Annotated in this window: 30 protein-coding genes; all 30 read right to left on the reverse strand. The window is 52.4% G+C overall.

Features of this window, described 5'->3' with window-relative positions; all coding sequences use genetic code 11:
* Positions 1–162: 162 nt before the first annotated feature.
* Positions 163–1074, reverse strand: coding sequence for a DUF6531 domain-containing protein (locus LVD10_RS07870; protein ID WP_237062870.1), 912 nt, complete (start codon positions 1072–1074; stop codon positions 163–165).
* A 209-nt stretch (positions 1075–1283) separates the two neighbouring features.
* On the reverse strand, positions 1284–1994 hold the full coding sequence (locus tag LVD10_RS07875) for a sigma-70 family RNA polymerase sigma factor (protein ID WP_233006480.1): 711 nt from the start codon (positions 1992–1994) through the stop codon (positions 1284–1286).
* Between the two features lie 9 nt (positions 1995–2003).
* Positions 2004–2723: a flagellar type III secretion system pore protein FliP gene (fliP, locus tag LVD10_RS07880; protein WP_233006481.1), complete on the reverse strand. Its 720-nt coding sequence runs from the start codon at positions 2721–2723 to the stop codon at positions 2004–2006.
* Positions 2724–2731: 8 nt separating this feature from the next.
* On the reverse strand, positions 2732–3088 hold the full coding sequence (locus LVD10_RS07885) for a hypothetical protein (protein WP_233006482.1): 357 nt from the start codon (positions 3086–3088) through the stop codon (positions 2732–2734).
* Between the two features lie 21 nt (positions 3089–3109).
* Complete coding sequence (locus tag LVD10_RS07890; protein ID WP_233006483.1) at positions 3110–3424, reverse strand: FliM/FliN family flagellar motor switch protein; 315 nt, start codon at positions 3422–3424, stop codon at positions 3110–3112.
* Between the two features lie 19 nt (positions 3425–3443).
* Positions 3444–4205: a FliM/FliN family flagellar motor switch protein gene (locus LVD10_RS18045; RefSeq protein WP_237062872.1), complete on the reverse strand. Its 762-nt coding sequence runs from the start codon at positions 4203–4205 to the stop codon at positions 3444–3446.
* The gene (gene flgF, locus LVD10_RS07900; RefSeq protein ID WP_233006485.1) at positions 4202–5407 is read right to left on the reverse strand and encodes a flagellar basal-body rod protein FlgF; all 1206 of its coding nucleotides are present in this window, start codon (positions 5405–5407) and stop codon (positions 4202–4204) included. The genes LVD10_RS18045 and flgF overlap by 4 nt, the downstream gene beginning before the upstream one ends.
* 2 nt (positions 5408–5409) lie before the next feature.
* On the reverse strand, positions 5410–5823 hold the full coding sequence (locus tag LVD10_RS07905; protein ID WP_237062874.1) for a flagellar hook assembly protein FlgD: 414 nt from the start codon (positions 5821–5823) through the stop codon (positions 5410–5412).
* A 23-nt stretch (positions 5824–5846) separates the two neighbouring features.
* The gene (locus tag LVD10_RS07910; RefSeq protein WP_237062876.1) at positions 5847–6440 is read right to left on the reverse strand and encodes a hypothetical protein; all 594 of its coding nucleotides are present in this window, start codon (positions 6438–6440) and stop codon (positions 5847–5849) included.
* Positions 6427–6882: a hypothetical protein gene (locus LVD10_RS07915; RefSeq protein ID WP_237062877.1), complete on the reverse strand. Its 456-nt coding sequence runs from the start codon at positions 6880–6882 to the stop codon at positions 6427–6429. Before LVD10_RS07915 ends, LVD10_RS07910 begins: the two co-directional genes overlap by 14 nt.
* Positions 6879–8186, reverse strand: a complete 1308-nt coding sequence (locus tag LVD10_RS07920) for a FliI/YscN family ATPase (protein ID WP_237062879.1) — start codon at positions 8184–8186, stop codon at positions 6879–6881. Before LVD10_RS07920 ends, LVD10_RS07915 begins: the two co-directional genes overlap by 4 nt.
* Complete coding sequence (locus LVD10_RS07925) at positions 8179–8802, reverse strand: FliH/SctL family protein (protein ID WP_233006490.1); 624 nt, start codon at positions 8800–8802, stop codon at positions 8179–8181. The genes LVD10_RS07920 and LVD10_RS07925 overlap by 8 nt, the downstream gene beginning before the upstream one ends.
* A gap of 91 nt (positions 8803–8893) precedes the next feature.
* On the reverse strand, positions 8894–9082 hold the full coding sequence (locus LVD10_RS07930) for a hypothetical protein (protein WP_233006491.1): 189 nt from the start codon (positions 9080–9082) through the stop codon (positions 8894–8896).
* A 151-nt stretch (positions 9083–9233) separates the two neighbouring features.
* A complete protein-coding gene (gene fliF / locus LVD10_RS07935; RefSeq protein WP_233006492.1) occupies positions 9234–10568 on the reverse strand; it encodes a flagellar basal-body MS-ring/collar protein FliF in 1335 nt (444 codons plus the stop codon).
* Between the two features lie 23 nt (positions 10569–10591).
* Positions 10592–10882, reverse strand: a complete 291-nt coding sequence (gene fliE / locus LVD10_RS07940) for a flagellar hook-basal body complex protein FliE (protein ID WP_237062881.1) — start codon at positions 10880–10882, stop codon at positions 10592–10594.
* Positions 10883–10886: 4 nt separating this feature from the next.
* Positions 10887–11321 (reverse strand): flagellar basal body rod protein FlgC, encoded by a 435-nt coding sequence (gene flgC / locus LVD10_RS07945; protein ID WP_237062883.1) that lies wholly within the window; start codon positions 11319–11321, stop codon positions 10887–10889.
* Between the two features lies 1 nt (position 11322).
* The gene (locus LVD10_RS07950; RefSeq protein ID WP_233006495.1) at positions 11323–11709 is read right to left on the reverse strand and encodes a flagellar basal body rod protein FlgB; all 387 of its coding nucleotides are present in this window, start codon (positions 11707–11709) and stop codon (positions 11323–11325) included.
* Positions 11710–11722: 13 nt separating this feature from the next.
* Entirely contained in the window at positions 11723–12871 is a 1149-nt protein-coding gene (locus LVD10_RS07955; RefSeq protein ID WP_233006496.1) for a flagellar basal body P-ring protein FlgI, read from the reverse strand.
* A complete protein-coding gene (locus LVD10_RS07960) occupies positions 12859–13491 on the reverse strand; it encodes a flagellar basal body L-ring protein FlgH (RefSeq protein WP_233006497.1) in 633 nt (210 codons plus the stop codon). The genes LVD10_RS07955 and LVD10_RS07960 overlap by 13 nt, the downstream gene beginning before the upstream one ends.
* Positions 13481–14377 (reverse strand): flagellar basal body P-ring formation chaperone FlgA, encoded by an 897-nt coding sequence (flgA, locus tag LVD10_RS07965; RefSeq protein WP_233006498.1) that lies wholly within the window; start codon positions 14375–14377, stop codon positions 13481–13483. Before flgA ends, LVD10_RS07960 begins: the two co-directional genes overlap by 11 nt.
* 59 nt (positions 14378–14436) lie before the next feature.
* Positions 14437–15213 carry a flagellar basal-body rod protein FlgG gene (gene flgG / locus LVD10_RS07970; protein WP_233006499.1) on the reverse strand — a complete coding sequence of 259 codons (777 nt, stop codon included), beginning with the start codon at positions 15211–15213 and terminating at the stop codon, positions 14437–14439.
* Positions 15214–15221: 8 nt separating this feature from the next.
* Complete coding sequence (locus LVD10_RS07975; RefSeq protein WP_237062886.1) at positions 15222–15923, reverse strand: flagellar hook-basal body protein; 702 nt, start codon at positions 15921–15923, stop codon at positions 15222–15224.
* Between the two features lie 13 nt (positions 15924–15936).
* Complete coding sequence (gene flhA / locus LVD10_RS07980) at positions 15937–17961, reverse strand: flagellar biosynthesis protein FlhA (protein WP_233006501.1); 2025 nt, start codon at positions 17959–17961, stop codon at positions 15937–15939.
* 1 nt (position 17962) lies between these two features.
* On the reverse strand, positions 17963–19039 hold the full coding sequence (locus LVD10_RS07985) for an EscU/YscU/HrcU family type III secretion system export apparatus switch protein (protein ID WP_233006502.1): 1077 nt from the start codon (positions 19037–19039) through the stop codon (positions 17963–17965).
* Positions 19039–19800 carry a flagellar biosynthetic protein FliR gene (locus LVD10_RS07990; protein WP_237062888.1) on the reverse strand — a complete coding sequence of 254 codons (762 nt, stop codon included), beginning with the start codon at positions 19798–19800 and terminating at the stop codon, positions 19039–19041. Before LVD10_RS07990 ends, LVD10_RS07985 begins: the two co-directional genes overlap by 1 nt.
* Before the next feature lie 11 nt (positions 19801–19811).
* On the reverse strand, positions 19812–20087 hold the full coding sequence (locus LVD10_RS07995; protein ID WP_233006504.1) for a flagellar biosynthetic protein FliQ: 276 nt from the start codon (positions 20085–20087) through the stop codon (positions 19812–19814).
* Complete coding sequence (locus LVD10_RS08000) at positions 20084–21238, reverse strand: tetratricopeptide repeat protein (RefSeq protein ID WP_237062890.1); 1155 nt, start codon at positions 21236–21238, stop codon at positions 20084–20086. Before LVD10_RS08000 ends, LVD10_RS07995 begins: the two co-directional genes overlap by 4 nt.
* A gap of 6 nt (positions 21239–21244) precedes the next feature.
* Positions 21245–21733: a tetratricopeptide repeat protein gene (locus tag LVD10_RS08005; protein ID WP_237062892.1), complete on the reverse strand. Its 489-nt coding sequence runs from the start codon at positions 21731–21733 to the stop codon at positions 21245–21247.
* Positions 21734–21748: 15 nt separating this feature from the next.
* Complete coding sequence (locus tag LVD10_RS08010; RefSeq protein WP_233006507.1) at positions 21749–22108, reverse strand: hypothetical protein; 360 nt, start codon at positions 22106–22108, stop codon at positions 21749–21751.
* A 15-nt stretch (positions 22109–22123) separates the two neighbouring features.
* On the reverse strand, positions 22124–22708 hold the full coding sequence (locus LVD10_RS08015; RefSeq protein WP_233006508.1) for a tetratricopeptide repeat protein: 585 nt from the start codon (positions 22706–22708) through the stop codon (positions 22124–22126).
* Positions 22709–23182 lie beyond the last annotated feature (474 nt).

Genomic DNA, 23182 nt, shown 5'->3' on the forward strand with positions numbered 1-23182 from the left:
GAACAAGGGCGGGCAGGTCTCTCCCGCCCCAGGGCAAATCACTGCCCGACCAGGTCAGTAATTGTTATTTCCGCTGCGCGATTGCGCTTCTGGATAGTTATCGGGTCACCAACCGCCCAGTCCACCACGCTAAACGACTCCGCCTGCTGGCTTACCGTAAAATCACTCGTATCCAGTATCGGTGATGGACGTTACCGCCTGAGAGGTTGCCTTGGTATCCCCGCGCCAGTTGACGGTTTCATAGGTGATGCTGATATCGCGCTGGGCGTAGGTCTCGGCCACGCCATCGCCATCGGCGTCCTGCTCAGAGGGCAGTTCGATGCGCTCGATAAAGCCGTTGGTGGTGTAGTGGTACTTGGTGGAGTGGCCCATGCGGTCCACCACTTCCACAAGGCGGCCGCTCTCGTAGCGGTACTCCACCAGCACGCCGCCGGTCTCGTCGGTGACCTGGTAGAGCTGGCCGTTGAGGTAGGTGTAGTTGACCTCGTGGCCGGTGTCGTCGCGCACCTGCACCAGGCGATCGGACTCGTAGGTGTACTCCATGCGCACACCGTTGGTGTCCTCCCAGGCCAGCAGTTCGCCCTGCTTGGAGAAGGTCAGCCTGGTCTGGTCGGCACGGGTAAGCTCGAAGGCGGGATCGGTATCGCCGATGGCCCCCAGGTCGCGGATGGTCTCGTAGGCGCCGGCGCCGTCCACCGACACATACAGCTGGCGGGCCTCATCCCAGAAATAATCGTACAGGCTGCCATCGCCGTAGCGGACCTCCAGGTACTGGCCACCCTGCCTGACGTCCAGGCGGATGCCGGTGGAGAAGTACCAGCGGGCGTCCTCGTGGCCGTGGGCATCGCTGGCGGCCCCGCGGGCGTTGTAGGTGCGCACCAGGTTGAAGTCGTCACCCATGCTGGGCAGGTAGGCGTCCTGGTGCTGGATGAGCAGGTTGCCGTTGGAGACGTTGACGTACAGCTTCTCGTCGCCGCCCACCTGGTTGTTGGCCGTGCGTTTATTATCGTTCAGGAGTGCGTAAGAAGAGTCCAGCAGGCCCAGTTCGTTACCGCCAACAAGAGTTACAGACATTTTGAGTTCCCCAGGAATTCAATTGGCACGAGCGCGGCCGTGCGATTTTTCTTGATTTGTCTGGTTTTCCTGTCGGGAGAACTAACGTTTAGGCGCACGATTCATTTATGTGACGCGAATCACAACCCACTGGGAGAGAGACACGTCCTGAACAGCACAGGGCACTGGATTGGCTTTATCGAGGGAATGGCAAGGTGAATGGCTGCGGGCTAGACGAGGCTTACATGGTCCCGCTGTCGGAGAAGTTCACGAAGGCGAGTCAGGGCCTCCTTGTGGATTTGGGAGATTCGCCCTTTGGAAAGTTGCAGCTCCTGGCCGATATCGGAAAAGGACTTGAATTCAAAATAGTGGCCACGCACTACCATATACTGCTTGGCAGGCAATTTTTTCACCAGCGTTGAAATACTGCGCAAAAGCTGGTCGTAATGATGGCTGGCATAGGGGTCACCATGGTCACGGGCCTGCTCACCCGCCATGATTGCATCCAGCTGGAATCCCACTGCCAGGTTCAGGATCGCATCGACAAAGCCTGCGAAATCGACATCGCCATTACCTATCAGCGATTCGTTCCTTTCTTCCATGGCCCTTTTATAGAACTCGTACTGGCTCGCGCTTTCGGTCATTTTCGGGAGCCCGTTAAGGATTGCACCCCGGATCCGGTAACCGGCAAACGTCGAAAACTTTACCCCTTCGCGGATATCGAAGCGGTCGAGAGCCTCAATCAGCCCGAGCAGGGCAAACTGCAGGTAATCCTCGTATGAGACCGTATCGACAATCCGGCCCGCATAAAATTTACCCGCAATCTTCGCAGCGAGACCGCGATGCATGAGAATCAACTTTTCCCTTGCGGAACGGTCACCCTCTGAGAACGAATCCCACAGTGCTGCTTCTTGACTGGAACTATCGAGCATCCCTGCCATTGGCGCGCTCTACACAAAACTGTTCATCAATGACAGGGTTACGAGACTCCAGCCATCAATCAGGACAAACACCAGGATCTTGATAGGAAGCGAAATCATCATCGGCGGGACCATCATCATACCCAGTGACATCAACATGCTGGCCACAACAATATCCACAAGCAGAAATGGGATAAAAATGATAAAGCCAATCTGGAACGCGGTCCTGAGTTCGCTGAGGAGGAATGCGGGCACCAGTGCAGAGAGTTCCACATCATCAACCTTGCCAGGAGGGTCGTCGGCCATTATCTCGTAGATCAACTCAAGGTCTTCTTCCCTGGTCTGCCGCAGCATGAAGCTCCGCAGGGGCTGCACGCCCCGATCAAGGGCGGCTTCGGAGCCGATTTCCTCATTTGTATAGGGTTGGTATGCCTGACTGTTAATCTCCTCGATGACAGGCTTCATGCTGAACAGGGTGAGTATCAGCGCAAGACTGACCAGCACCATATTTGGCGGTGTCTGCTGCATGCCCAACGCATGCCGCAACATAGCCAGCACCAGGATGATACGGGTGAAGGAGGTCATGACTATCAGGATGCCCGGCGCAAGGCTAAGCACCGTCATACCCAGCAGAATCTTCAGCGCCAGGCTTAGATCCGCGCCCCCATCATCAAACTGGATATCAACACCAGGGAATGACACATCGGCAGCGGCAACAATCCCTGGCAAAAGAGCCAGGAGAATGAACAACAATGACCTCATGCTTCTACATCTTTTTCTGTTTTATCTACTACGGTGAGGTTGTTCCCCATTTCCGCTACCAGGTATTCCTTGCCTTTCCAGGAAATTGAATACAGCGTAAGGCTATTACTGACACGCTTTCGCTCTTGCAGGCCTATTTCGGCAGTGTTACCGCCAGTACTACTGCCCTGCCCCCGCCAGTGAACATAGGCCTTTAGGGCAACAAAAGTCAGGCCCAGAAGCACCAGCACCGAAAGCAGCGCCTTGGCAAAGGTCCAGACAAGGAAATCAGTCCCTGCCTGGGCCATAGCAACAGGGCTATTGGAAACTAACAGCACGGCTGCAAACCGCAGTCCATTTGCCCGACATTTCACCACTGGGACTCCTTATGCCTGTCAGGATACCGCTTTGTTGGCATTATCAATCTCGGTAATCCTGACACCCAGTGAATCGCCCTGCGAGGCCAATACACCCCTGGCAACCAATGCACCGTTAACAAATACATCCACGGGCTCATCAACCTTTTTATCCAGGGAAAGAAGCTCTCCTTTTTTCAGGTTAAATAGCTCCTCCACGGATATACGGGCACTACCGACGGAGACGCGAAGCTCGACTTGCACATGCCGGATCATATCCACTGATGGAGGAACAACGGTCGCGCCCTCACTGTCCTGCGTCAATTCCTGAAGTTCCACATCCAAAGTTTCCACAACAACTACCTCTCAACTGTTACGTAATTTTAATAGCCCGGTTTTCATCCGTTTTACCCAGGACAGCCGCAAACAGGTCTGGCTGCGAGCCACAAGACACGCTGACCACGCCGGTAAAATCCTGGCCCAACGGGATAAAGTCACCAGGCTTCAAACCCATTACTGACTCACATGGAATATCACTGGCTTTGAAATATGCCCGGAGCAACGTATTCTGGGGACCCACCGCACTGTTTAACGGCTGGACGCCTTTGCTGGGTTCAGTTTTCACAGGCCCAAGCAGCCCCTTCCATATTCCACGTGTTAGCAATATCGAGACCGGGATGCCGCGGACGTCCATTTCAAGTGCAACGCAACCGCTTCCATACCGGTTTACCGACTCGTCATGGTCGTCGACACTGATGCTTTCACCATCCGCATCAGGCACCATTCGGCGGCAGAAATCCTCGCACAGCCGTTGCAGTATGTGATGCTCCAGTTCATCGCTCTCCAGCGACTCACCTTCAAAAAGTGAGGAAAACAGTTCGTGCCAGACCGCCGAATCACCAACAAATATGATATTTTCATCACCGAAGCGAATATTCCTGAAAATACGATAGTCATGGTAAAGGGACGACTCTGTGTAGAACTCGCACACATCCACAAGCTTCAGGGTATTTACGCCATGCCACCATCCCGCCTCAAAGGCCTCGAGACGGCGCTCAAGTTCTGCGCGCAGTCGTTTTAGACGCTGGCTACCGACAAACTCGAAATCACGAATAACGTCTGTCACGATCGTCACTTGGATGCCTCCAGCAACTGCTGCATCATCTCGTTAACCGCTGTCAGCATCTGCGAGGATGCCTGGTAGCCGCGCTGAACCACGACCATGTCCGTAAACTGCTGGGACAGCTCAACATTGGATGCCTCGAGTTTCTGCCCGAGTACCAGGCCATAGATATCCTGGTTTGGCTGCCCGATCTCGATTGTTTGCTGTGGATTGGCCTCGAATAGCCCCTGGCCCAGCTGGGTAAGCGCCTGCTTGTCATGGATATGCGCAAGAGCGATCTGCTGGCCCTGCTGGGTTTCCTCATTGCTGTAGTTTGCTTCCAGCACACCATCCTCATTGAAGGACAGTCCAAGCAGGGCTCCCTGCTGGTAGCCGTCATTATCCTCAAGCGCCAGGTCGGAGGCTGATGCGCCCGAGAAGGAGGTGGCAAAAGCGAATGACCCAACATCGCCAAAATTGAGGGTGATATTCTGGTTGGCCCGATCCTGGGGCTGGAAGTCGAACGACACCGTATTGAAGCCGTCGGCCGGGGACCCGTTATCCTGGAAGCGTATCTCCAGGTCCGATGCCACCAGGTTGTTATCAGCATCACGAACGTCTACAAACCAGCTCCTGGGTGTATTCGCGTTATTGTTGCGAAACGTCAGGGTCAGCACCTGTGTAGAGCCCAGCGAGTCGATTACCTCGACATCCGAAATCACGTGCTGGGTTGAACCCAGTGACAGGTTGCCCAGGAAAGTGAGGTTTTCTGTTGGCCTTGCCGGCATGGTTTTCAAGCCATCAAGGCTCAGGGGCACCAGGTTTCCGGCGTCATCGAGAGCCATTACCTTTGCACCCGAAGGCGATACCAGGTAATCGTCGTTATCAAATGAAAATTGCCCGAATCTGGAATAGAAACGTTTGCCATCCTCTTCCAGGATAAAGAACCCTTCGCCATCGATCGCCAGGTCGGTGTCATTACCGGTATCCCGCAGGTCGCCCTGCGAAAAATTGATTGTGGTCTGGATAACCTCGGAACCTGCGCCGGTAATGCCATTCTCCAGGTATGGGCGGTCACCATCGGAGTACTGGTAGCCATAGTAAACATCGGCAAAGACCGCCTGGTTACCCTTGTATCCCGGTGTATTCACATTGGCCACGTTCCCGCTGATAACGTCAAGGCCCTTACTGAACGTCTGCAAGCCTGCAAGGCTGGAAAAAACAGTACTCAACATAATTAGCTACCTACTGCCTGTACCTGGGAAAGAGGAATGTCTGTCAAGAAACGGCCATCCGAGGTCTCAATGGTTAGAACTGGTGACCCGGAATTGAAATTTACGGAAATTACATCCCCCAGCTCCCGACTGGTTTCAGTTGCCACCTCGACCGTCCTGCTGAGGATGCCGATCGCCTGGTTTGCCGCTTCAATCTTGATCAGCGACTGGATACTCTCGTTAGTCTGGCGCGCCTGCTCCAGGCTGGTAAATTGCGCCAGCTGGGAAATAAACTCGGCATTATCGATCGGCTCAAGCGGGTCCTGGTAGTTCAGCTGTGTCAGGAGGATGTTGAACAGGTCCTCCTGGTTCACGGTTGCAGTCTGTTGCTGCTGTGTGGAGGTAGAATTTACTGCCCCTAGCGTGCCTATATCCATTTACTTGCCCACCTTTGTATTTATTAAACTTTCTCGACCGCCCCGGCCACAGTTAACTGCCTGAGCACCAGCCCGTTTTCCCGAAGCGCAGCCTTGACGTACTCAATGACTGCTTTCTTCTCGTTACTGTCCAGTTTTTTTCCGATCCAGATTGATACGCCCCCCTTACTATCCACCACCAGGTGTCCCCTGAGACGTGCCAGATAGGTTTGGAGACCGGAAGCCCGCGGTAAATTGGGCGTGCCCAACCGGCTCAGCGTACTTTGCACCAAACGCTGCCCCTCAGGGCGGGAACCGAGCGCACCAAGCTGTTTATAGGCACCAATTGCCATCTTCTCCCCCGGTGAGGGCAGGCCATGCCCCTGCCGGGCCAGCGGCCCGGGCTGCCGCGCCAGCTCCGCCACCTTGCCCGCTGGGGCCGGGGGTCGATGTCGACCAGCTGTTGCCGCCACCTCCGGCTTATCAGCTGTGCGGTTTTCGACACCGCCCCTGGAGTCCCCACCGGAATAACGTGACTGCTGTTGCAGGAACTCTTTTTCCCAGCCAAGATCCCTTTTGTTCGACCCCAGGTTGGCGCCCGCAACGTTAGCCGTAGTTGGCAAATCAACGACCTTCATAGGCAGCCCACTTTGTCAGGATGTGCTCTTCACAGAGACGATCACGCCGTCTTTCATTACGTCGTCCAATATCCCTTCTCAATTCTGCGATTCGCTCTTCATATCGCTTACATTTTCCATCGCGAGCCTGAACCGAGGCCTTTAGTGAGTCAGCGCGTTCACGCAATTCCTTCAACTGGGTACGAAGCTGTACCTGGCGGGCCTCGAAATACACAACTCTTTCCCGTATCAGGGATAGCTGTTCTAGCTTGAACGCCGTCAGGTCGTCCCTGAGTATCGCCCGATACGCCAACTCGGCAGCGGAGATGTCCTTCCCTGCCTGGGCATCCTCCGCCACCAACCGGTCTATAGAGGAATTTAACTCTGCAATATCTGCCATGATCTGCCCGATCTCCGCGCGACTGATTTTCAGCAGACTATTCAGCTGGGCCAGTTCACTCATGCTTCACCCATGATCTTGGCCATCTGCAGGTAAACGCCGGCACGATCCATATCTGCACTTCCATCCTGCCGGAAAAGCGCATACAGCCTTGGCACCTGATCGAGTGCCTGGTCAACCTCGGCATTCTGCCCTTCCTGGTAGGCGCCCAAGCCGATTAATTCTTTCCCCTCAATATATGCCTTGATAAGACTCCGTGATTTTCTACAAAGCTGCTGCTCACGTGGGGACTGAAGCTTTCCTGCCAGTCGGCTGATACTTGAGAGATAGTCAATCGCAGGATATCGCCCTTCATTCGCAATTGAGCGATTAAGCACGATATGGCCATCCAGTATGGCTCGGGCACACTCAGCCACCGGATCCTCAGCCTCCTCGTTTTCGACCAGCAAGGTGTACACCCCAGTGATACTTCCGGCACCCTCTTTCTTGCCGGCGCGCTCTACCAGTTCAGGCAGCAAGGCAAACACCGAGGGGGTGTAACCCCTGGCAGTGGGGGGCTCACCGACTGCCAGGCCGACTTCCCGTTGCGCCATTGCCAGCCTTGTCAGCGAATCCATAGCGAGGAATACCCGCTTACCCTGATCGCGAAAGAACTCACAGATAGCCATCGCCGTAAAAGCCGCATTCACCCGCATAACTGCCGGCTCATCCGCCGTCGCGGCAATAATTACCGTTCTCTGGCGCTGTTCGGGAGTAATAACCTCCTCGAGGAAATCCTTGACCTCCCTGCCGCGCTCCCCAATCAGGGCAATTACCGTAATGTCAGCATCTACACCACTGGTTAGCATACCCAGGAGAGAGGACTTCCCTACACCTGCTCCGGCGAAGACACCAATCCTCTGGCCCTCACCGATCGTGAGCATACTGTCAACGGCCTTGACCCCGGTCTCCAGCACGGTATTGATACGGCCCCGATCCATAGGCGACAAAGAACCGGCCCGAAGCGGCCTGCTTGCGCCTTTACTAACGGGCTGCCCACTGTCTATAGGTCTCGCCATTCCATCAAGTACACGGCCAAGCATGGCATCGCTGACAGGGACCTGGAGAACAGAGTGCGTTCTCCTGACAAAACAGCCAGGGGTTAGCCCCGTAAGATCCCCATAGGGCAGAAGGACGACCTTGCCATCCCGAAACCCCTTTACCTCCGCATCCAGGCTATGGCCCCGGCTACTGGAGATAGTGCATACCTCGCCGTAAAAGGCATCCCGGACTTTTGCCTTGACACTGAGGCCCACAAACTCCTCAACCTTGCCGTATGACTCGAGCAAGTTTGCGGATTGAATCCGGAGGTTGAGTTCCTCAAGCATTGCGCGAGCCCAGATAGTCAGAGATCAGCTGGTGGACCTTGCGAACCTGGGACTCATAGCCGGCATCGACTACTTCATCCTCAACGTCAACCAGGATTCCAAAGGGCTCCAGCTCAGGCTTGCAGCTGATAGATGCGAGCTGGGAAACCCGTTCGAAGGTCGCACGGCTCCTCGAGAGCGCACTATGGAGTTTCTCTCCCAGGATAACCTCCGCTCTACCTCGACTGCGAAGCTCCTCAACAACTTTGCAGATGCTGTCAGCCAGGTAATTCGGGTTGATTCGGCTCTCTCCAATGATCCTGGCTACCGATACGGCAACGGTATCGGCAATATTCTGCTGAATAAACTGGCGCTCTTCCTGCATCGCTGAGGAAACCAGCTGCATCAATTCCTCCAGCCCCCTGCCATGGCGAGACTCAATCTCCTGGATCTTGTCTTCATAGGCTTTCACACCATCTGCACGACCTCTTTCCATCGCCGCCTGGTAAGCATCCTCATCGGCTCTTGCAAGAGATTCCTGGAGCTGCTCTGCCGCAGCCCTACTCCGGGCCAGCTCTTCACGCAAGCGCAAAATTTCTGCATCCATCTGGTGCATGCGCGACTTTATCTCTTCCATGTTCTCCGCAGGAGGGGCAACAGACTCAGCTGATGCTGTTTCTGGTGCATGAGTAACATCTCCCTCGGACAGGGCACCAAGAAGCTTTCTCTTAACGCTGGTTGGCATTCTTCACCTCATTGGAGGAGCGACAGTAGTCCTGCAGCGCTTTTCCAAGGGCTTCTGGAAAAGCCTGGTCATCGCCTGCCAGGAGCCTGTCCACACGACGGATAAGTGCCGCGGAGCCACCTGGCAACTGCTCGGCCACCATAGACGACCTGCTGAAGTCTACCGGTAACATGGGCTTTCCGGGCTCTGGCTTATCGTCAGCCGCGGCCTTAAATTTGGCGAAATAGCTCTCAAGGATCTCCCTGCGTGATTCCGGTAGGCCGGATAGCATTTTCTCGCGCTTTCTTCGAGGCAGGAGAAAGATATCTATCGCCAATTGCTTCTCATCTATCACTGTATTCCACCACATTACTGGGGAGCTCAGCCCATTGCTGAAGCTGCCTAGAAACCCTGCGTACCCTGGAACGCTCTGTAATCATCCTGCCTGCCATAAGGATGGCACCAAGACCCAGCAACAGTGCGATTGCGATCAGGATATACTGTGAGGGAACCGCGAGAGAGGGTTCCGGCCGGTCCTGTTCAGGGGCCTCTGGTAGCGGTTGTTGATTGTATTTATCAAATGCTTTTTTGAGTGCAATGTTGTTCCTGATCACGGTAACTGTGTCACCGCGGTCCGGCTTCATACCCAGAACCGAAGAGACAAGATCCCGGACGTCATCCGTCTTCACACCCTCAAGCCCGGTATCGATGACTACCCCTACACTCACCCGCGCGATGTCGTATCCCGCGTACTCGGTATTACTGATTTCCCGGCCATACTCGTAACTGACCTCCCTGGACTTGTCACGGCTGCCCTGATCCTCGCCCGCCCCGCGGCTTTCGGTCTCCCTGATCTTCTTTATTCCGGCACCGTCCCCTGGCGATATCAACCGCTCTGTCTGGACAGTCCGATTATTCATCACTAGAGATACGTCGACATGGGCAACATAGCTGGACGGCCCAAGGCTTCCGTCCAGAATATTCGACAGTTTGCCCTGCAAATACTTTTCGGTACGGATCTTCTCGCGTAGCTGGCCGCCAACCACACCATCCCCGCTGGACACTCCGCCCTCAAGTACCCGGCCTGACTGATCAACAATGGAGATATCCTGGGGCAATATCTTGGGAACCGAGGACTCAACCAGCTTCTTGATGCCTGCCACCTGGGAAGCACTGATTTCCTTTCCGGGATCGAGATATACCGTAATTGAGGCCGATACTTTCTCCTCGTCTTCAGAGAAGAGCTTCTTTTCCGGGAGCACAAGATGAACACGGGCATGCCGGATATCATCTAGAGAACCGATTGTCCTGGATAGCTCACCCTCCAATGCCCTCTGGTAATTCACCCTCTGGGCAAAATCGGTGATGCCGAAATCTGACTCATTGAACAGTTCGAAACCAATGATTTCACGAAAGGCATTGCCACTGTTCATTACGGTCTCCTTCGCACGAGACAGGTCCGCCTTGGCCACACTGATTGTGCCCTGGGCCCTGTCAATACTGTGCTCTATCGACCGTACGCTCAACTCGGCGGAAACCTTATCCACCTCCTCTGGGGCGAGCTCCCTGAACAGAACCTCTTCACCGGAGGAAAGTATCCAGTACGAGGCAACCACCAGGAATACCACGATCAATGCGATGCCGCCAAACAGTAGCGGCTTTCCCTCTAAAAACTTCATCAATAACCCCTATAAATGCAGGCTTAAACCTGCATTCGCATAATTTCCTGGTAACCCTCGAGCACCTTGTTACGAACTTGTAACGTCAACTGAAACGCTGTGCGACTCTTTTCCAGCTCGAACATAACATCATGGACGTTCTCTGCCTTACCCAACGCCAGATCCTGCAGGGCCGCCTCGGATTTCTGTATCTGGTTATCGAGGTCACCCAGTTGCTGGGTAAACCAGGATGAAAAGTTTTCAGATTCAGAATGCTGCAGCCTTGAGGGGACAAGTGATTCAATGCCGATTTCACTGATCGGTTCTATCGCCATAGTTTTAGCTTCCTATTTCCAATGCCTGCTGGACCATGGCCTTATAGGCGTTTACCGCCTTTACATTGGCCTCATAGGCCCGCACAGAGCGCATCATCGACATCATCTCCGTAAGCAGGTCAACATTTGAGTACTTCACGAAACCATCCTTATCCGCGTGAGGGTGAGCCGGTTCATAGCTGACCCGGTGCTGCTCTGTGCTCTGGAGAATCATGGCTTGCTCAACACCGTATGCCGGAACCTGTCCGGCCGCATCAAGCTCCCTGGAGAAGGATGACGCTGATGCCGCAGTAGAAACCAGGCTCTTTGCACTGTATGGCGCCTCACTCGCCGGCCGCGTTTTATTCGCATTTGCGAGATTGGTCGCGACAAGCTCAAGACGTGACTTCTCAATGCTCATGCCTGAAGCACTGATATCAAAAACTGCCAGATAGCTCATTTTACTTCGCCTGCTCACCGTTAATGGCCATCTTCACCAGGCCACCATATTTTCCCAACGCCTTAAGTAATGTCTGGTATTGGACTACCGCCTGGTTCAAACGAACCATCTCCATATCCAGAGACACTTCAGAATTCTGTGTCAGGGTATATTCCCTTGAGCCGACTGCCCCCTTGACCGCATTCAGCTCATTGACCGATGACTCTCCCTTGCCAAGCAGGATGGCCTCCGCGTCCTGGTAGAGCCTGGTAAAATCCACGGCCATAGGGCTGTATCCACGACTATTCACATTTGCGATATTGTTGGCAGATAAGCGTTGGGACTGCAGATTGGCATCCAACATTACCTTTACCAGCGCAGATGTTGAGCCTGATAACTCATCTATCATTTTTCTAACTCCCTTATTGAATCACCAGTTCCGCATGCAGCGCACCGGCAGCCTTGAGTCCCTGTAATACAGTAATGATATCCCTGCTGCTGGCATTGACTTTTCTCAACGCAGTTACCAGCTCTGCCACATTACTTTCCTCTGGCATATTGATCATTACGGACTCTTCTTCTATTACATTTATCTCCGTATCCGGCACAACCTCAGTGCTTACATTCGGGAGATTATTTCGACCGAAGTACACATTTGGCTGGGATACGTAAAAATCTGTGCTTATTGAGACGACCATATCGCCGTGTGTAATAGTGGTAGGTGAAATCCTGACATCCCCACCAGCAATCACTGTGCCCGTGCGCTCATTGAGAACAACTCTCGCCCTGATATCCGGGTTAATCGTCAATGACTCCAGTTTCGCCAGGAACTGGTACAGACCATTATTACCCTGCTGTGGCGGATAGACTTCGAATGTGCCAGGACCAACCACGGCTGCAAACTCACCACCAAACCGGCTGTTCACTGTATCGACAATTCGGCTGATAGTTGTAATGTCAGGAGTGTTCAGGACATACGTGAGTCTCTTGTCCCGCCCGCTTGGTCCATTGGCAACTGCACGCTCAATAATACCGCCATTGGCGATTGTCCCTGTGGTCGGATGATTCTTCTGCACAAGGTTGCCGTTGAGGTCATACCGATAACCACCGATCGAGAGAGCTCCCTGTGCTAGGGCATAAATCCTTTGATCTGGACCAAGCAGAGGTGTCGTTACGAGTGTTCCGCCGAGCAGGGAGCGCGCATCCCCCATAGAGCTTACGGTCACGTCAATACTGGAACCCGGCTGGGCGAACGGAGGAAGCGAGGCCGTGATCATTACTGCAGCTACGTTCCTGGCCCTCAGGTCTCGGGAATCGATATTGAGACCAAGGTTCTCGACCAGGTTGCTAATAGACTGCTTGGTAAGCCGGTTATTGTAGCTATCCCCGGTGCCTGCCAGGCCAGTCACAACACCGTAACCAACGAGCATATTCGCGCGATCGGCCTTGAGGCGGGCCAGCTCCTTCAGGCGAACGCTTTCGGCACTCACATGCAATGAATAGCCGGTCCCAAGGAAAATCAACACGGCAATCTTCAGAAAGGAATAAACGTACCGCATTAAAATAGCCACTCCAGCGCTCTAGATATCAGGCCAGGGGTTTCTTTACGTGAGAGCAGACCATCCCCCTGGAATTTGATATTTGAATCTGCCAGTCGTGTAGAAAGAATGGTGTTATCGGCAGATATGTCTTCTGGGCGTACCCGTCCCTCGACGAAAATCGTCTGGGCTTCATTGTTCAGCGAAATCACCTGCTGGCCGCGCACAAAGAGTTCACCGTTGGGCAAGATTGCCTCAACAGTCGTACTGATCTTGCCGATCACTTCCCCGGATCGCCGTTCTACACCTCCACCATCAAACTCGGAGGAACCCCGAAAGTCACCGCCAACCGTATTATGAGTATCAGAGGCCCTGACAGATATCTTGGAGTTCTTTTCAGTGTCCGTATCGGCTTTGCTTGTTGCACTTGCAGCCTCGTGGATGAGCACGGTAAGCGTATCACCCAGAAATCTTGCGCGATGATCCTCGACAAGGGACTGATATGTCTCTTCCGAATAGAGCGATCCGGTCTCTTCGGGATACTCTTCCTCTGGCTCGGCCTCAAAGCCAGGTCCCCCATTAGCGAGAACCAACCCGGGCGCCAGCATCAGAATGAGGCATAAAACACCTTTTTTGCCTGCGTCATACGCCATTTTCTATCCTCCCCTGTTTTTCTCCTGTCACTTTTATGGTCACAGGTGTATCTGATGTCGGGATGGAGACCATTACAGTTTCACCTATAATCCCATCCTCAAGAGCCATCCCTTTCATTTTTATCGCTATCTTCCCGCTGGCATATATCACTTCTACTTCACGACTTTTCAGTACAGCAGGGACCGGCTCTATATCGACCAGGGCAATCGGCTGTCCAGCACGCACCGGCCGTACCACCCTTGTTCCCGCCAATTCGCTCAGTGACTCAACCACCTCCCCTCTTGCGGTCAGTACATCTACAGACTCCCTGGAAACCAGGCTATGAGAGATCTCCGTATTACTGCGAATATCTGTTGCTGCTGTGATGGCCAGCTTCCACAGAGAAACACAGAACCTTACTCTGTCCTTCCGTATCAACCTTCCGGCTGATGTGACTGCAATAAGAGCCGACATCTGTTTGGCTGGGGCTGACTGTTCTATCTGCACATCCAGACCAAATTCTCCATCTGGAACGCCAATCGAGAAGCCATCATCGATAGATATCTCAAGGCTCTCCAAAGGTACCGCGAATCTTGCAGCCACTTCTTCCTTGACTCGCTGCTCGAGTCGGTGGGCACCCAGCTGGCCCAGCTTACGATTCACCGTCACCCGAGCTGGGCCACCCCATTCAATACCTGATAGATCAACTCCAGCCTGTCTCAGGTGATATTCCACCTCTGCCCTGCTATATCTGTATTTCCGCCCAGGTAGTAGTGGACCACCGATAGGTACACCCGCGAGATCTAAAGCATCACTGCCTGCTGTTTTCTGCGAGATTACAGCGAGGTCCCCGAGAACGGGGTAGGCCGACTCAATAACCACAGTGGTCTTAAGGTCAATTGTCATGACTGAAGACGACCCGACAGAGAGAACCAGGCTAAGCAAATGCGCTGCCAGCATCAGCTTTAGCTTTTCAGGTTATTGATAATTTCCAGGACCTGGTCTGACATTTGCAGTACCCGTGAGTTTGCCTGGTATGCCCTCTGCGCAACCATCATCGTTGTAATCTCTTCAACCATTTCAACATTTGAGCTTTCGAGGTATCCCTGGCGAACTTTTCCTGCACCAAACTCATCAGGTCGGGAGAAAACAGGGTCTCCTGACTGCTCTGTTTTCAGGTACATGCTGCTACCAATTGGAACCAGGGTTGACTCATTTTCGAAACGGGCAATCTCCAGGCTTCCCACCTGGACAAATTCCTGTGCATTCGCATATTTCACCTGTACCGCGCCATCTCCGCCAATGACAACGTCAGTTGCATCGAATGGGATCTCGGTGCCCGGGCTTACCATTGCCCCGCCAGAGGTTACGAGAACCCCTTCGCTATTCACCTCAAAATGACCGTTTCGGGTATAGGCATAGCTACCATCCGGCAACTGGACTTCGAAAAAGCCCTCGCCATTGATAGCCACGTCAAGCGCCCGCCCTGTCTGTATCATCTCGCCAGCACTGAAATCCGTGTTCTGCTTGACAGCGGACACTCCAACCCCTTTTACCGTAACTTCCCTTACATAAGGCGCATGAAAGGACTTTTCTAATTGGGTGGCCATCAGTGATTCAAATGCTACGTGGCTTTTCTTGTAGCTATGCGTGTTCAGATTGGCGAGGTTATTCGACACCGAGTCAATCTGCTTCTGTTGTGCATGCATGCCTGTTGCTGCGATGAAAAATGAATCAATCATGATCTTTCCTAGAATTCACCAAGAGTGGTAATTGCAGTATCCATAAGCGCATCGTAATTCCGGAGTATCTTTTGTGAGCTTTCAATACTCCGGACCGCGGACATCATTTTCTGCATTTCATGTAGCATGTTGACGTTAGATGCCTCCAGGTGCGACTGGATCAGTTGCGGATTTTCGTGCCCCTCCAATCCAGACTCCCCAACCTTATATAGCCCTGGAGCGACCTCCTCCATCTGGCTGCCATCAGAGATAACGATATCGAAGCGGGCCACCTCTTCACCTTTACTGAATATCCTGCCGTCCTGTCGCACTTCAATATCGCGATCCAGCGGAGCCTGCTGCCCTACAAGGCTCACAGGCCAGCCATTGGCCCCGACCAGCTGGCCACCCTCTGCAATATTGAATTGGCCGTTTCGGGTCAGGTAGGTTCCTGAAGTTGTATCGAGCTTGAAGAACCCGTCACCGGCGAGGGCAAAGTCCAGTGATCGTCCAGTAGTACGGATGTTACCTGGCGTAAAATCCACGTGCGTATAGTGGCCTTTATGGATAGAACCCTGGGCCTCTGTATAGGCGCGCTCAAAAGAAGGTTCTACCAATAATGAGCTCCTATACCCCGTGGTGCTCATATTCGCCACATTATTACTACTTACTGAGATCTGCTCCATGCGCGCAGAAATATTTGCCTCAGCGATTGCCAGTACACTATCCATCGTTACTGAATCCTCAAACGGTGACTACACCAAAAGATTTTAATTGCACATTCTTACTTACTTCGTTCATCGACAATACTGACAGCTGCGGTATTGCCTTGGACGAGAAGTCTCTCAGGTACGAACGAATGCCGTGATTACAGAGCAAAACCGGATTGATATTCGCAGACATCATTTTTTCAACATTGCCGGCAATACGCTTTAATAGCTGCTCTGAGAATTTCGGGTCCATCGGTGCACGACCTTCCTGGATTCGCTGCAACGACTCATTGATGGTTTTTTCAACAGCCGGATCCAGGACCATCACATACAAGTCGTTCTGGTCATTAGCCAACTGGCGACATATCTGCCCAGCCAGCCGCTCCCTGACCTGGTCGGCAAGGTAGGATGTGTCCTTGCTAATACGGGCTTTGTCTACAAGAACTTCAAGAATCATCGGCATGTTCCTGATTGAAACATGTTCAGAAAGCAGGGTTTGCAACACCTTCTGGACATCTGTCATGGTCATCAGGGATGGAATCAGCTCGTCGATCACGCTTGTATAATCGGGCCGTAGCTGATTGACGAGTTGCTCGACCTCTTTTCGCGTTAACAGCTCCGACGCACTACTTTTCAGAATCTCACTCAAGTGGGTGATCAAGACAGTAACCGGATCGACAATCGTATAACCGTTTAACTCGGCCAGCTGTAGCGAGCCTTCATCAATCCAGCGTGCCGGCAAACCGTACGTCGGTTCTTTGGTTTCTATTCCCTCTATCTCTTCACCGGCATCACCGGGGTTGATGGCCAGCAATTTATCCAGATGCAGGTGTCCGGAAGAAATCGGGACGTCATTTACCAATATCTGGTACTCCGTCTCCGTGAGGCCTTCGCCATCCATGACTTTTACTGATGGAATCACAAAGCCAGTTTCTCGGGCACTCTTCTTTCGATAGCTGGCAATTCGCTCATTAAAGGATCCGCCATCGGTGAAAGCCTCCGTAAGGCCCGGGCCAATCTCGATTACCAGTGGATCCACCCCGAGTGACTGGTATACGTCTGGCTCTTCAGCCTCATTCTCTGGCTCATCTGTAACAGACACCTTGCCCTTGGTAATGGCAAAGTATGTCAGCGCGCCAACGATAGCGAGGGCTGTTAATACTGGTAGTGCCGGCAAACCAGGAAGAAACAGTATTAAAAGTAGTGCCAGCCCAATCAACACCAGAATCTTGGGGAAAGAGGTAATCTGGCGACTGATCTCCTGTGACAGGGACGCATCTGAGGTGGCCCGGGTAACGATTATTCCCGTGCCTGTAGAGATTATCAGCGCTGGAATCTGGGTCACGATCCCATCACCCACAGTCAGTAGCGTGAAGGTCTGCAGTGCTTCTGACCAGGACATACCCTTTTGCGCGATACCGATGGTCAGCCCGCCAATAATATCGATCAGTATGATAATAATTCCGGCGATTGCATCTCCCTTTACAAACTTACTGGCACCGTCCATGGATCCGTAGAAATTGCTCTCTTTCTCAATCTCTTCACGACGGCGCTTTGCCTCATGCTCGTCGATCAACCCGATATTGAGATCAGCATCAATGCTCATTTGCTTGCCTGGCATACTGTCCAGGGTGAAGCGCGCCGAGACTTCGGCCACCCGCTGCGCACCGTTGGTCACAACTACATATTGCACGACGATAAGGACGAGGAATACGATCAGGCCAATCACATAGTTCCCTGATACGACATGCTCGCCGATGGCACCGATTACCTGCCCTGCATCGGCATCATCAAGAATTAGCCGTGTAGCAGCAATATTCAGGGAAAGCCTGAAGAGGGTTGCCATCAGGAGCAAAGAGGGAAATGTAGAGAATTTCGTCGGCTTCTCTACATAAAAGGTCAGCAGAAGGATCAGTAGTGCGAATGCAATATTGAGTACCAGCAGAAAATCGAGCAACACTGCGGGTATTGGCGTAAAAAGGACCATAAGGATCCCCACCATTGCCAACACCAGCATCAGGTCACTGTGTCCTGAAAGAAGGCTTTTATTCCATTTCATCCTACTTCTTCACCTCTGCCTTCTTTCTTATTACATCCACAAGGATCTTTGCGACGTCGGGAAATGTTTCCGGCGGGATCGAGTCCTGCAGCTGGCTTTCACGATACAGCAACCTCGCCAATTGCTTATTTTCAATTATTGGCACTCCCGATTGCGACGCCTTAATACGCATCTTCAGTGCAAGATCACCAGCACCCTTGGCAGTAACAATCGGTGCGGGCATTACTTCTCGGTCATACCTTATAGCGATACTGATATGCGTCGGGTTTGTGATTAACACATCCGAATCCGGGATATTCGCAAGGGATTGCCCCTTTTTCGCCGCTTCACGTTGAAGCTCCTTTATCTTTGCCTTGACTTTCGGGTCCCCGTCACGCCGCTTGACCTCCTCCTTTATCTCGCGGCGGCTCATACGCATATTGTCCTTGTATTCCCATCGCGTATACGCCAGGTCAACGATCGCGATTGCCCCCAGGCCAGACAGCACCATGGCGACCCATATAAAACCAATACCTGATAGCTCTTGCAGCTGGTGCCCTATGCCAGCGCCCCTGAGCTGAAAAATCTGGTCGATGGTCATGGCTGCGGCAGTCCAAACCAGGGCCGCAACAATTGAAATTTTTATCGAGGTCTTTATCAGCTCGTAAATTATTTTTTTATTGAAAATCCGCTTGAATCCTTCAGCGGGATTCAGCCGTTTAAAATCCGGCTTCAGCGGATGCAAACTGAAGACCGGCCCGATCTGTATAAAACTGGCTGAGATGGCGGCAATTACAATTGCGGCAATTATTGGCGCAAAGACAAAAGTTAAGTCATCAAATACTTTTTCTAACAAAAGAACGGCATTATTTCCGTTGAGCGGAATACTTCCCGCGTTGGCAAGATAGAACCGACTTGCGTGCAGGTAGTTTCTTACCAACGTGTCAAAGAGACCGAATACGACCAACGTACAAATTGCGAGAATAACCCAGGCATTAACTTCTATACTTTTTGCCACCTGGCCACGCTGCCTGGCCTGCTCAAGCTTGTAAGGCGTTGCCGGTTCCGATCGGTCCTGTTCCTGTTCATCCGAGGCCATTAGACTAACGCTCCCCAGTAACCAAATATCGACTCATAGGCCTGGGTAAAAATTTCCCCGAAGGTTGCTGCAAGCAATGCCAAAAGTACGAGGCCGACGAGTATTTTTATAGGTATGCTCAGCATGAACATATTAATTTGTGGCATCGACCTTGCTGCTAATGCCATGGAAACATCCAGGAATAGCAGGACCACCACCACTGGCGCCACAAGAATTAGCCCTAATGTAAACATTAGGCCAAATTGCGCTATCACAGCATTACCACTTATTCCTGCGAGCCCTCCCCCCAGGGGTAAGCTCGAAAAGCTGTAAATAAAGGCTTTCAGGAAAACGTGGTGGTAATCAGCAAGAAAGAACACCAGCACCGCCGTTGAGAGGATTGCCGTACCAATCAAAGGTGACTGCGCACCGCTGGCCGGATCCACTGCGGCGGCAACACCAAAACCCATTTGCATATCCAGAAGCCTGCCGCCGAAGCTGAACACTGCGAAAGCGGCGAACACCCCGAACGCCATCAGTAGCCCGATGGCAACCTCGCCCATGACAAATACAGCCAGTTCAACGGCTGTCTCGATCCCCGCAATGCCACCGGTATTGATCAATGGCGATATACCGACTGCAGCAATAATAATAAGCAGCACAGATATCCTGGCTGGGACCTTACTTAATGAAAACAATGGGCTAAAGAAAACAAGTGGTGACAACCTTGTTGCAACCAGCAATACAGACAGCAGCCACTCACTCGAAAATTGAAAAGCCATCGCCGAGTACCTTAGAGTCCCTGCAGGATCTCTGGTATACGCCCGATAAGGCCACCAGCAAATGTCGTTATCTGCGAAATTATCCAGCCGCCGAAAGCAATGAGTGCCAAGCCTGCGACCAACAACTTGGGAATAAATGTTAACGACATTTCCTGAAGCTGGGTGACCACCTGGAAAATGCTGACAACAAGACCAACAATCAGGGTCAAACCAAGAACAGGCACCGATACCTTAATCGCAACCCATAGCATCTGGGAAAGCAGCGAGACAGCCAGGTCTTCACTCATAGCGTCTTATCAGTCTCGCCGCCATTTCGGCTCTCGTACTTTCTCAAGTGATCCATCAGGGAAGCTTTTCCATCCCCCAGCGGTTGATCCAGCATGCCCCCCAGCACTTTCGAGGCAACCTTATCCTTGCCTTTTAATTTCAGCATGATGCTCTTTGCATAAATAGCACCGAAGGAAAACTTATTGAGTTTCAGCGCCGTATCTGCCTCGCGACGCCCCTCATCCAGCTTATTCTGGAACACCAGGGCTACAGCCAGGCCACCGTGAACTTCAGAGTTATTCCTGTTTGCCTCCACACCCTTGCGGAAAATCCCTTCAGCGCGCTGGAAGTCGTGCTTGACAATGTAGGTCCATCCCAGGGTGTTGTAATTACCTACCTGGTGGGGGTCGATCTCAAGTGTTTTCCGAAAATAGTGCTCTGCTGAGTCGAGGTCCTTATCCAACAAGGCGACAAGCCCTTTACCCTGCCAGCCCCGGGGACTATCCGGCTCTCGCGCGGCCACAAGCTCAAACAGCTTTCTCGCTTTTGTGATTTCCTGCTCTTCGATGGCGTGGTTACCAAGCACGGTGGCAGCATCGACATTCTCGGGATCGCTGATAAGGACCTCATTCGCATCCCTGACGGCGGCGGCCATATCGAAGTCATCCATTCTAATAAGGGAAAGATAACCACGGAGCTTATTACTAGGGGCCTTAACGAGCAGCTCTTCCGCCTGGGCAATGGCATCTTTCTTCCTGCCCAGGTTGTGCAGGCTTGAAACAAGGTAGAAGCCAAGGTCGGGCAAATCCTGCAACTGGCCCTGCAGCGATTCAAAAGCCAACAGGGCCTCTTCAAATTGCTTTGCGTAAAACTTCGCAAGACCAAGGTTGTACGTGAGGCCTGGATCCTCATCAGCGATTTTTAGTGCATCCTCAAAGTATTTGATGGCTTCCTCAAATTTATGTTCAGAAAGACAGACATTCCCCATCCTGGAATGGTGGATACTGTTCTCGGGTTCCTGCTCAAGTGCCCGGGAAAAATATTTACGCGCTTCCGCCAGGTCCCCCAGCTTGTGATACAGGTCGCCCAGCTGTACACACAGGATGCTATTACCCGGATCCAGCTTCAGGTAGCCGAGATACTGGGAAATTTTTTCGTTTACATTATTCATTTTCGATTACGGCAGGCGGAAGTTCAGTTCGGCAGCTATCTTCTCTAGCTGCTGGAACAGGGGATGGTTTTTAGACATGTTCTTGCTACTGGCTTTGAATAGCTTAACCGCTAACTCGCGGTTGCCCAGGTTAATGTGGCTGACGGCACTGTAGAAAGTCGCGGCGTAATCGTCATCTGAATCGACCAGTGGCTTCCATACTTCCAGCGCCGTATGCCAGTCTCGCGCCTGGAAATATGTCATCCCCAACTGAAAGCGGGCCAGTGCATTATCCTGGTTCAGCTTCAAAATCTGCTGAAAATGCGTGCGAGCCTCTTCGATCATGCCCAGCTGTTGGTACGTGGCGGAGAGCATGCCCAATGCAACTTCATTTGCCGGAAACTCTTCGACAAATTCCTTCATCAGCGGTAATGCATTTTCGTAGTTCTCTGCTTTTACCAGCGCCAGGATTGGCTTGAGGCGCTGCCTCTGTTCACTATCGTTGTTCGCAGACAATCTTCTATACTCTCTTCAGGAACCAAGCCGTGCGATGAGGTTGTGCAACGCCTGGCTGAGGTTTTTATCATTATTGAGATGATGATGAATCCGGGTTACCAGAAGGTTAAATTTTGGCTCATTCCGGACTTTATCGCCGAATTCCCATGCAAGAACGCTTTCGAGAACGGCCTTTGTTTTCTTCTCCGTATCGCCTGATTCTGCCTCTATCTGTTTCAATCTGGTCTTGAGTTCTTTTTCGAGCTCCGGCAATGACACTCTTGCATTGGTCGATGCGGTTTTTTCCCGACCATCTACCTTCGTGTCTCTCTTTTCTGTGGAAACCCTGCTTCGCAATAAGCGTGAGAGCGCACCTACGCCATCAATGGGATCCAAGGTCCTGCTCCAGATTTAGTGCTTCTTGAGGGACTGGCGGTAACCACTGAGGGCAATGTGCGTTCCTGCCCGGGTGGCAGGGGCTTCGGCCGGTTCCAGGTTAGCGCCCGCAGCCTGGCTCTCCAGTGCCGCCGCAGCTGACTCTATCACCCTGGACATATCGTTATTCAGTGGGGCATTGAAGTCATTTCTTGCTATGCCCATCTCCAGATGCTTGATACATCCTTCGAAGTCATCCTCGACAAGTGCCAGCATCCCCTGACTGAACAGCCTGAAAGCGTGGTCTTCAGGCAAACCTGACAGGCCTTCCCAGGTACTTCTCGCCTTTTCCACCTCGCCCGAGGTCAAGTAAAGCAGGCCGAGCTGGAAAACTGCTGTTTTCTCGCCAGCATCCATATCTATCGCACGCTGCATCCACTCTGCAGCACTATCCACCATCTGGATCTGTGCATACAACGCACCAATCATATAAGTAGCCTTTGCATGGTTTGGATCTGATTCAACACAGCGCTTGAACAGGTCCAGGGACTTTTCCACGTCGTCGGACTCCAGGGAATGTAGGCCGAGGTGAAATAGCTCATCGGATGTGAGTTGGCTCATTGCAGTATCCCAATTGAAACTTGCAGGCGAATGCTTAATCGAAGTGGATCAAACCTGATTCCACACCATCTATTGTTAATTCGCAGTGTGAATTTCGGTTGCTAAAGAAATTTCCGCTATGGCAGAAGGCCGTCAGCTTTGCCCCCATATAACGACCATGCAGAGTCGTTGTTCGGGCACACCAACCGCCATTTCCGGCCATTACTGGTTGCCCATCAATAAAAATCTGGAGATGTCGCGTGACTGGAGAGAATTGCCCCTCAACCACCCAGGGGGTTCGAGTATAGAAAGCTGGCTGGACCACACTTGTGGGTGTAGTAATGGAACAAGCTGAGCACAGCAAGAGCGCGCAAAGAACTGCGTACCGCATAGACTTCTAATTCCCCCAAAGCACCAAACCCGCCACTTCTATTTTTTTAAGGGTCGCGTACCGGCGAAATAATAAAGAAAATTTGACCCAATGTAACCCTGCAG

This window comes from Microbulbifer zhoushanensis, from assembly GCF_021729055.1.
Classification (GTDB): Bacteria; Pseudomonadota; Gammaproteobacteria; order Pseudomonadales; family Cellvibrionaceae; genus Microbulbifer; species Microbulbifer zhoushanensis.

Bases quoted from the DNA above. Each gene is read 5' to 3' on its own strand.
- LVD10_RS07870 (WP_237062870.1), bottom strand. From the start codon at position 1,074: ATGTCTGTAACTCTTGTTGGCGGTAACGAACTGGGCCTGCTGGACTCT.
- LVD10_RS07875 (WP_233006480.1), bottom strand. From the start codon at position 1,994: ATGGCAGGGATGCTCGATAGTTCCAGTCAAGAAGCAGCACTGTGGGAT.
- flgF (WP_233006485.1), bottom strand. From the start codon at position 5,407: ATGTTGAGTACTGTTTTTTCCAGCCTTGCAGGCTTGCAGACGTTCAGT.
- LVD10_RS07905 (WP_237062874.1), bottom strand. From the start codon at position 5,823: ATGGATATAGGCACGCTAGGGGCAGTAAATTCTACCTCCACACAGCAG.
- LVD10_RS07910 (WP_237062876.1), bottom strand. From the start codon at position 6,440: ATGAAGGTCGTTGATTTGCCAACTACGGCTAACGTTGCGGGCGCCAAC.
- LVD10_RS07915 (WP_237062877.1), bottom strand. From the start codon at position 6,882: ATGAGTGAACTGGCCCAGCTGAATAGTCTGCTGAAAATCAGTCGCGCG.
- LVD10_RS07920 (WP_237062879.1), bottom strand. From the start codon at position 8,186: ATGCTTGAGGAACTCAACCTCCGGATTCAATCCGCAAACTTGCTCGAG.
- LVD10_RS07925 (WP_233006490.1), bottom strand. From the start codon at position 8,802: ATGGAAGAGATAAAGTCGCGCATGCACCAGATGGATGCAGAAATTTTG.
- LVD10_RS07930 (WP_233006491.1), bottom strand. From the start codon at position 9,082: ATGTTACCGGTAGACTTCAGCAGGTCGTCTATGGTGGCCGAGCAGTTG.
- fliF (WP_233006492.1), bottom strand. From the start codon at position 10,568: ATGAAGTTTTTAGAGGGAAAGCCGCTACTGTTTGGCGGCATCGCATTG.
- fliE (WP_237062881.1), bottom strand. From the start codon at position 10,882: ATGGCGATAGAACCGATCAGTGAAATCGGCATTGAATCACTTGTCCCC.
- flgC (WP_237062883.1), bottom strand. From the start codon at position 11,321: ATGAGCTATCTGGCAGTTTTTGATATCAGTGCTTCAGGCATGAGCATT.
- LVD10_RS07950 (WP_233006495.1), bottom strand. From the start codon at position 11,709: ATGATAGATGAGTTATCAGGCTCAACATCTGCGCTGGTAAAGGTAATG.
- LVD10_RS07960 (WP_233006497.1), bottom strand. From the start codon at position 13,491: ATGGCGTATGACGCAGGCAAAAAAGGTGTTTTATGCCTCATTCTGATG.
- flgA (WP_233006498.1), bottom strand. From the start codon at position 14,377: ATGACAATTGACCTTAAGACCACTGTGGTTATTGAGTCGGCCTACCCC.
- flgG (WP_233006499.1), bottom strand. From the start codon at position 15,213: ATGATTGATTCATTTTTCATCGCAGCAACAGGCATGCATGCACAACAG.
- LVD10_RS07975 (WP_237062886.1), bottom strand. From the start codon at position 15,923: ATGGATAGTGTACTGGCAATCGCTGAGGCAAATATTTCTGCGCGCATG.
- flhA (WP_233006501.1), bottom strand. From the start codon at position 17,961: ATGAAATGGAATAAAAGCCTTCTTTCAGGACACAGTGACCTGATGCTG.
- LVD10_RS07985 (WP_233006502.1), bottom strand. From the start codon at position 19,039: ATGGCCTCGGATGAACAGGAACAGGACCGATCGGAACCGGCAACGCCT.
- LVD10_RS07990 (WP_237062888.1), bottom strand. From the start codon at position 19,800: ATGGCTTTTCAATTTTCGAGTGAGTGGCTGCTGTCTGTATTGCTGGTT.
- LVD10_RS07995 (WP_233006504.1), bottom strand. From the start codon at position 20,087: ATGAGTGAAGACCTGGCTGTCTCGCTGCTTTCCCAGATGCTATGGGTT.
- LVD10_RS08000 (WP_237062890.1), bottom strand. From the start codon at position 21,238: ATGAATAATGTAAACGAAAAAATTTCCCAGTATCTCGGCTACCTGAAG.
- LVD10_RS08015 (WP_233006508.1), bottom strand. From the start codon at position 22,708: ATGAGCCAACTCACATCCGATGAGCTATTTCACCTCGGCCTACATTCC.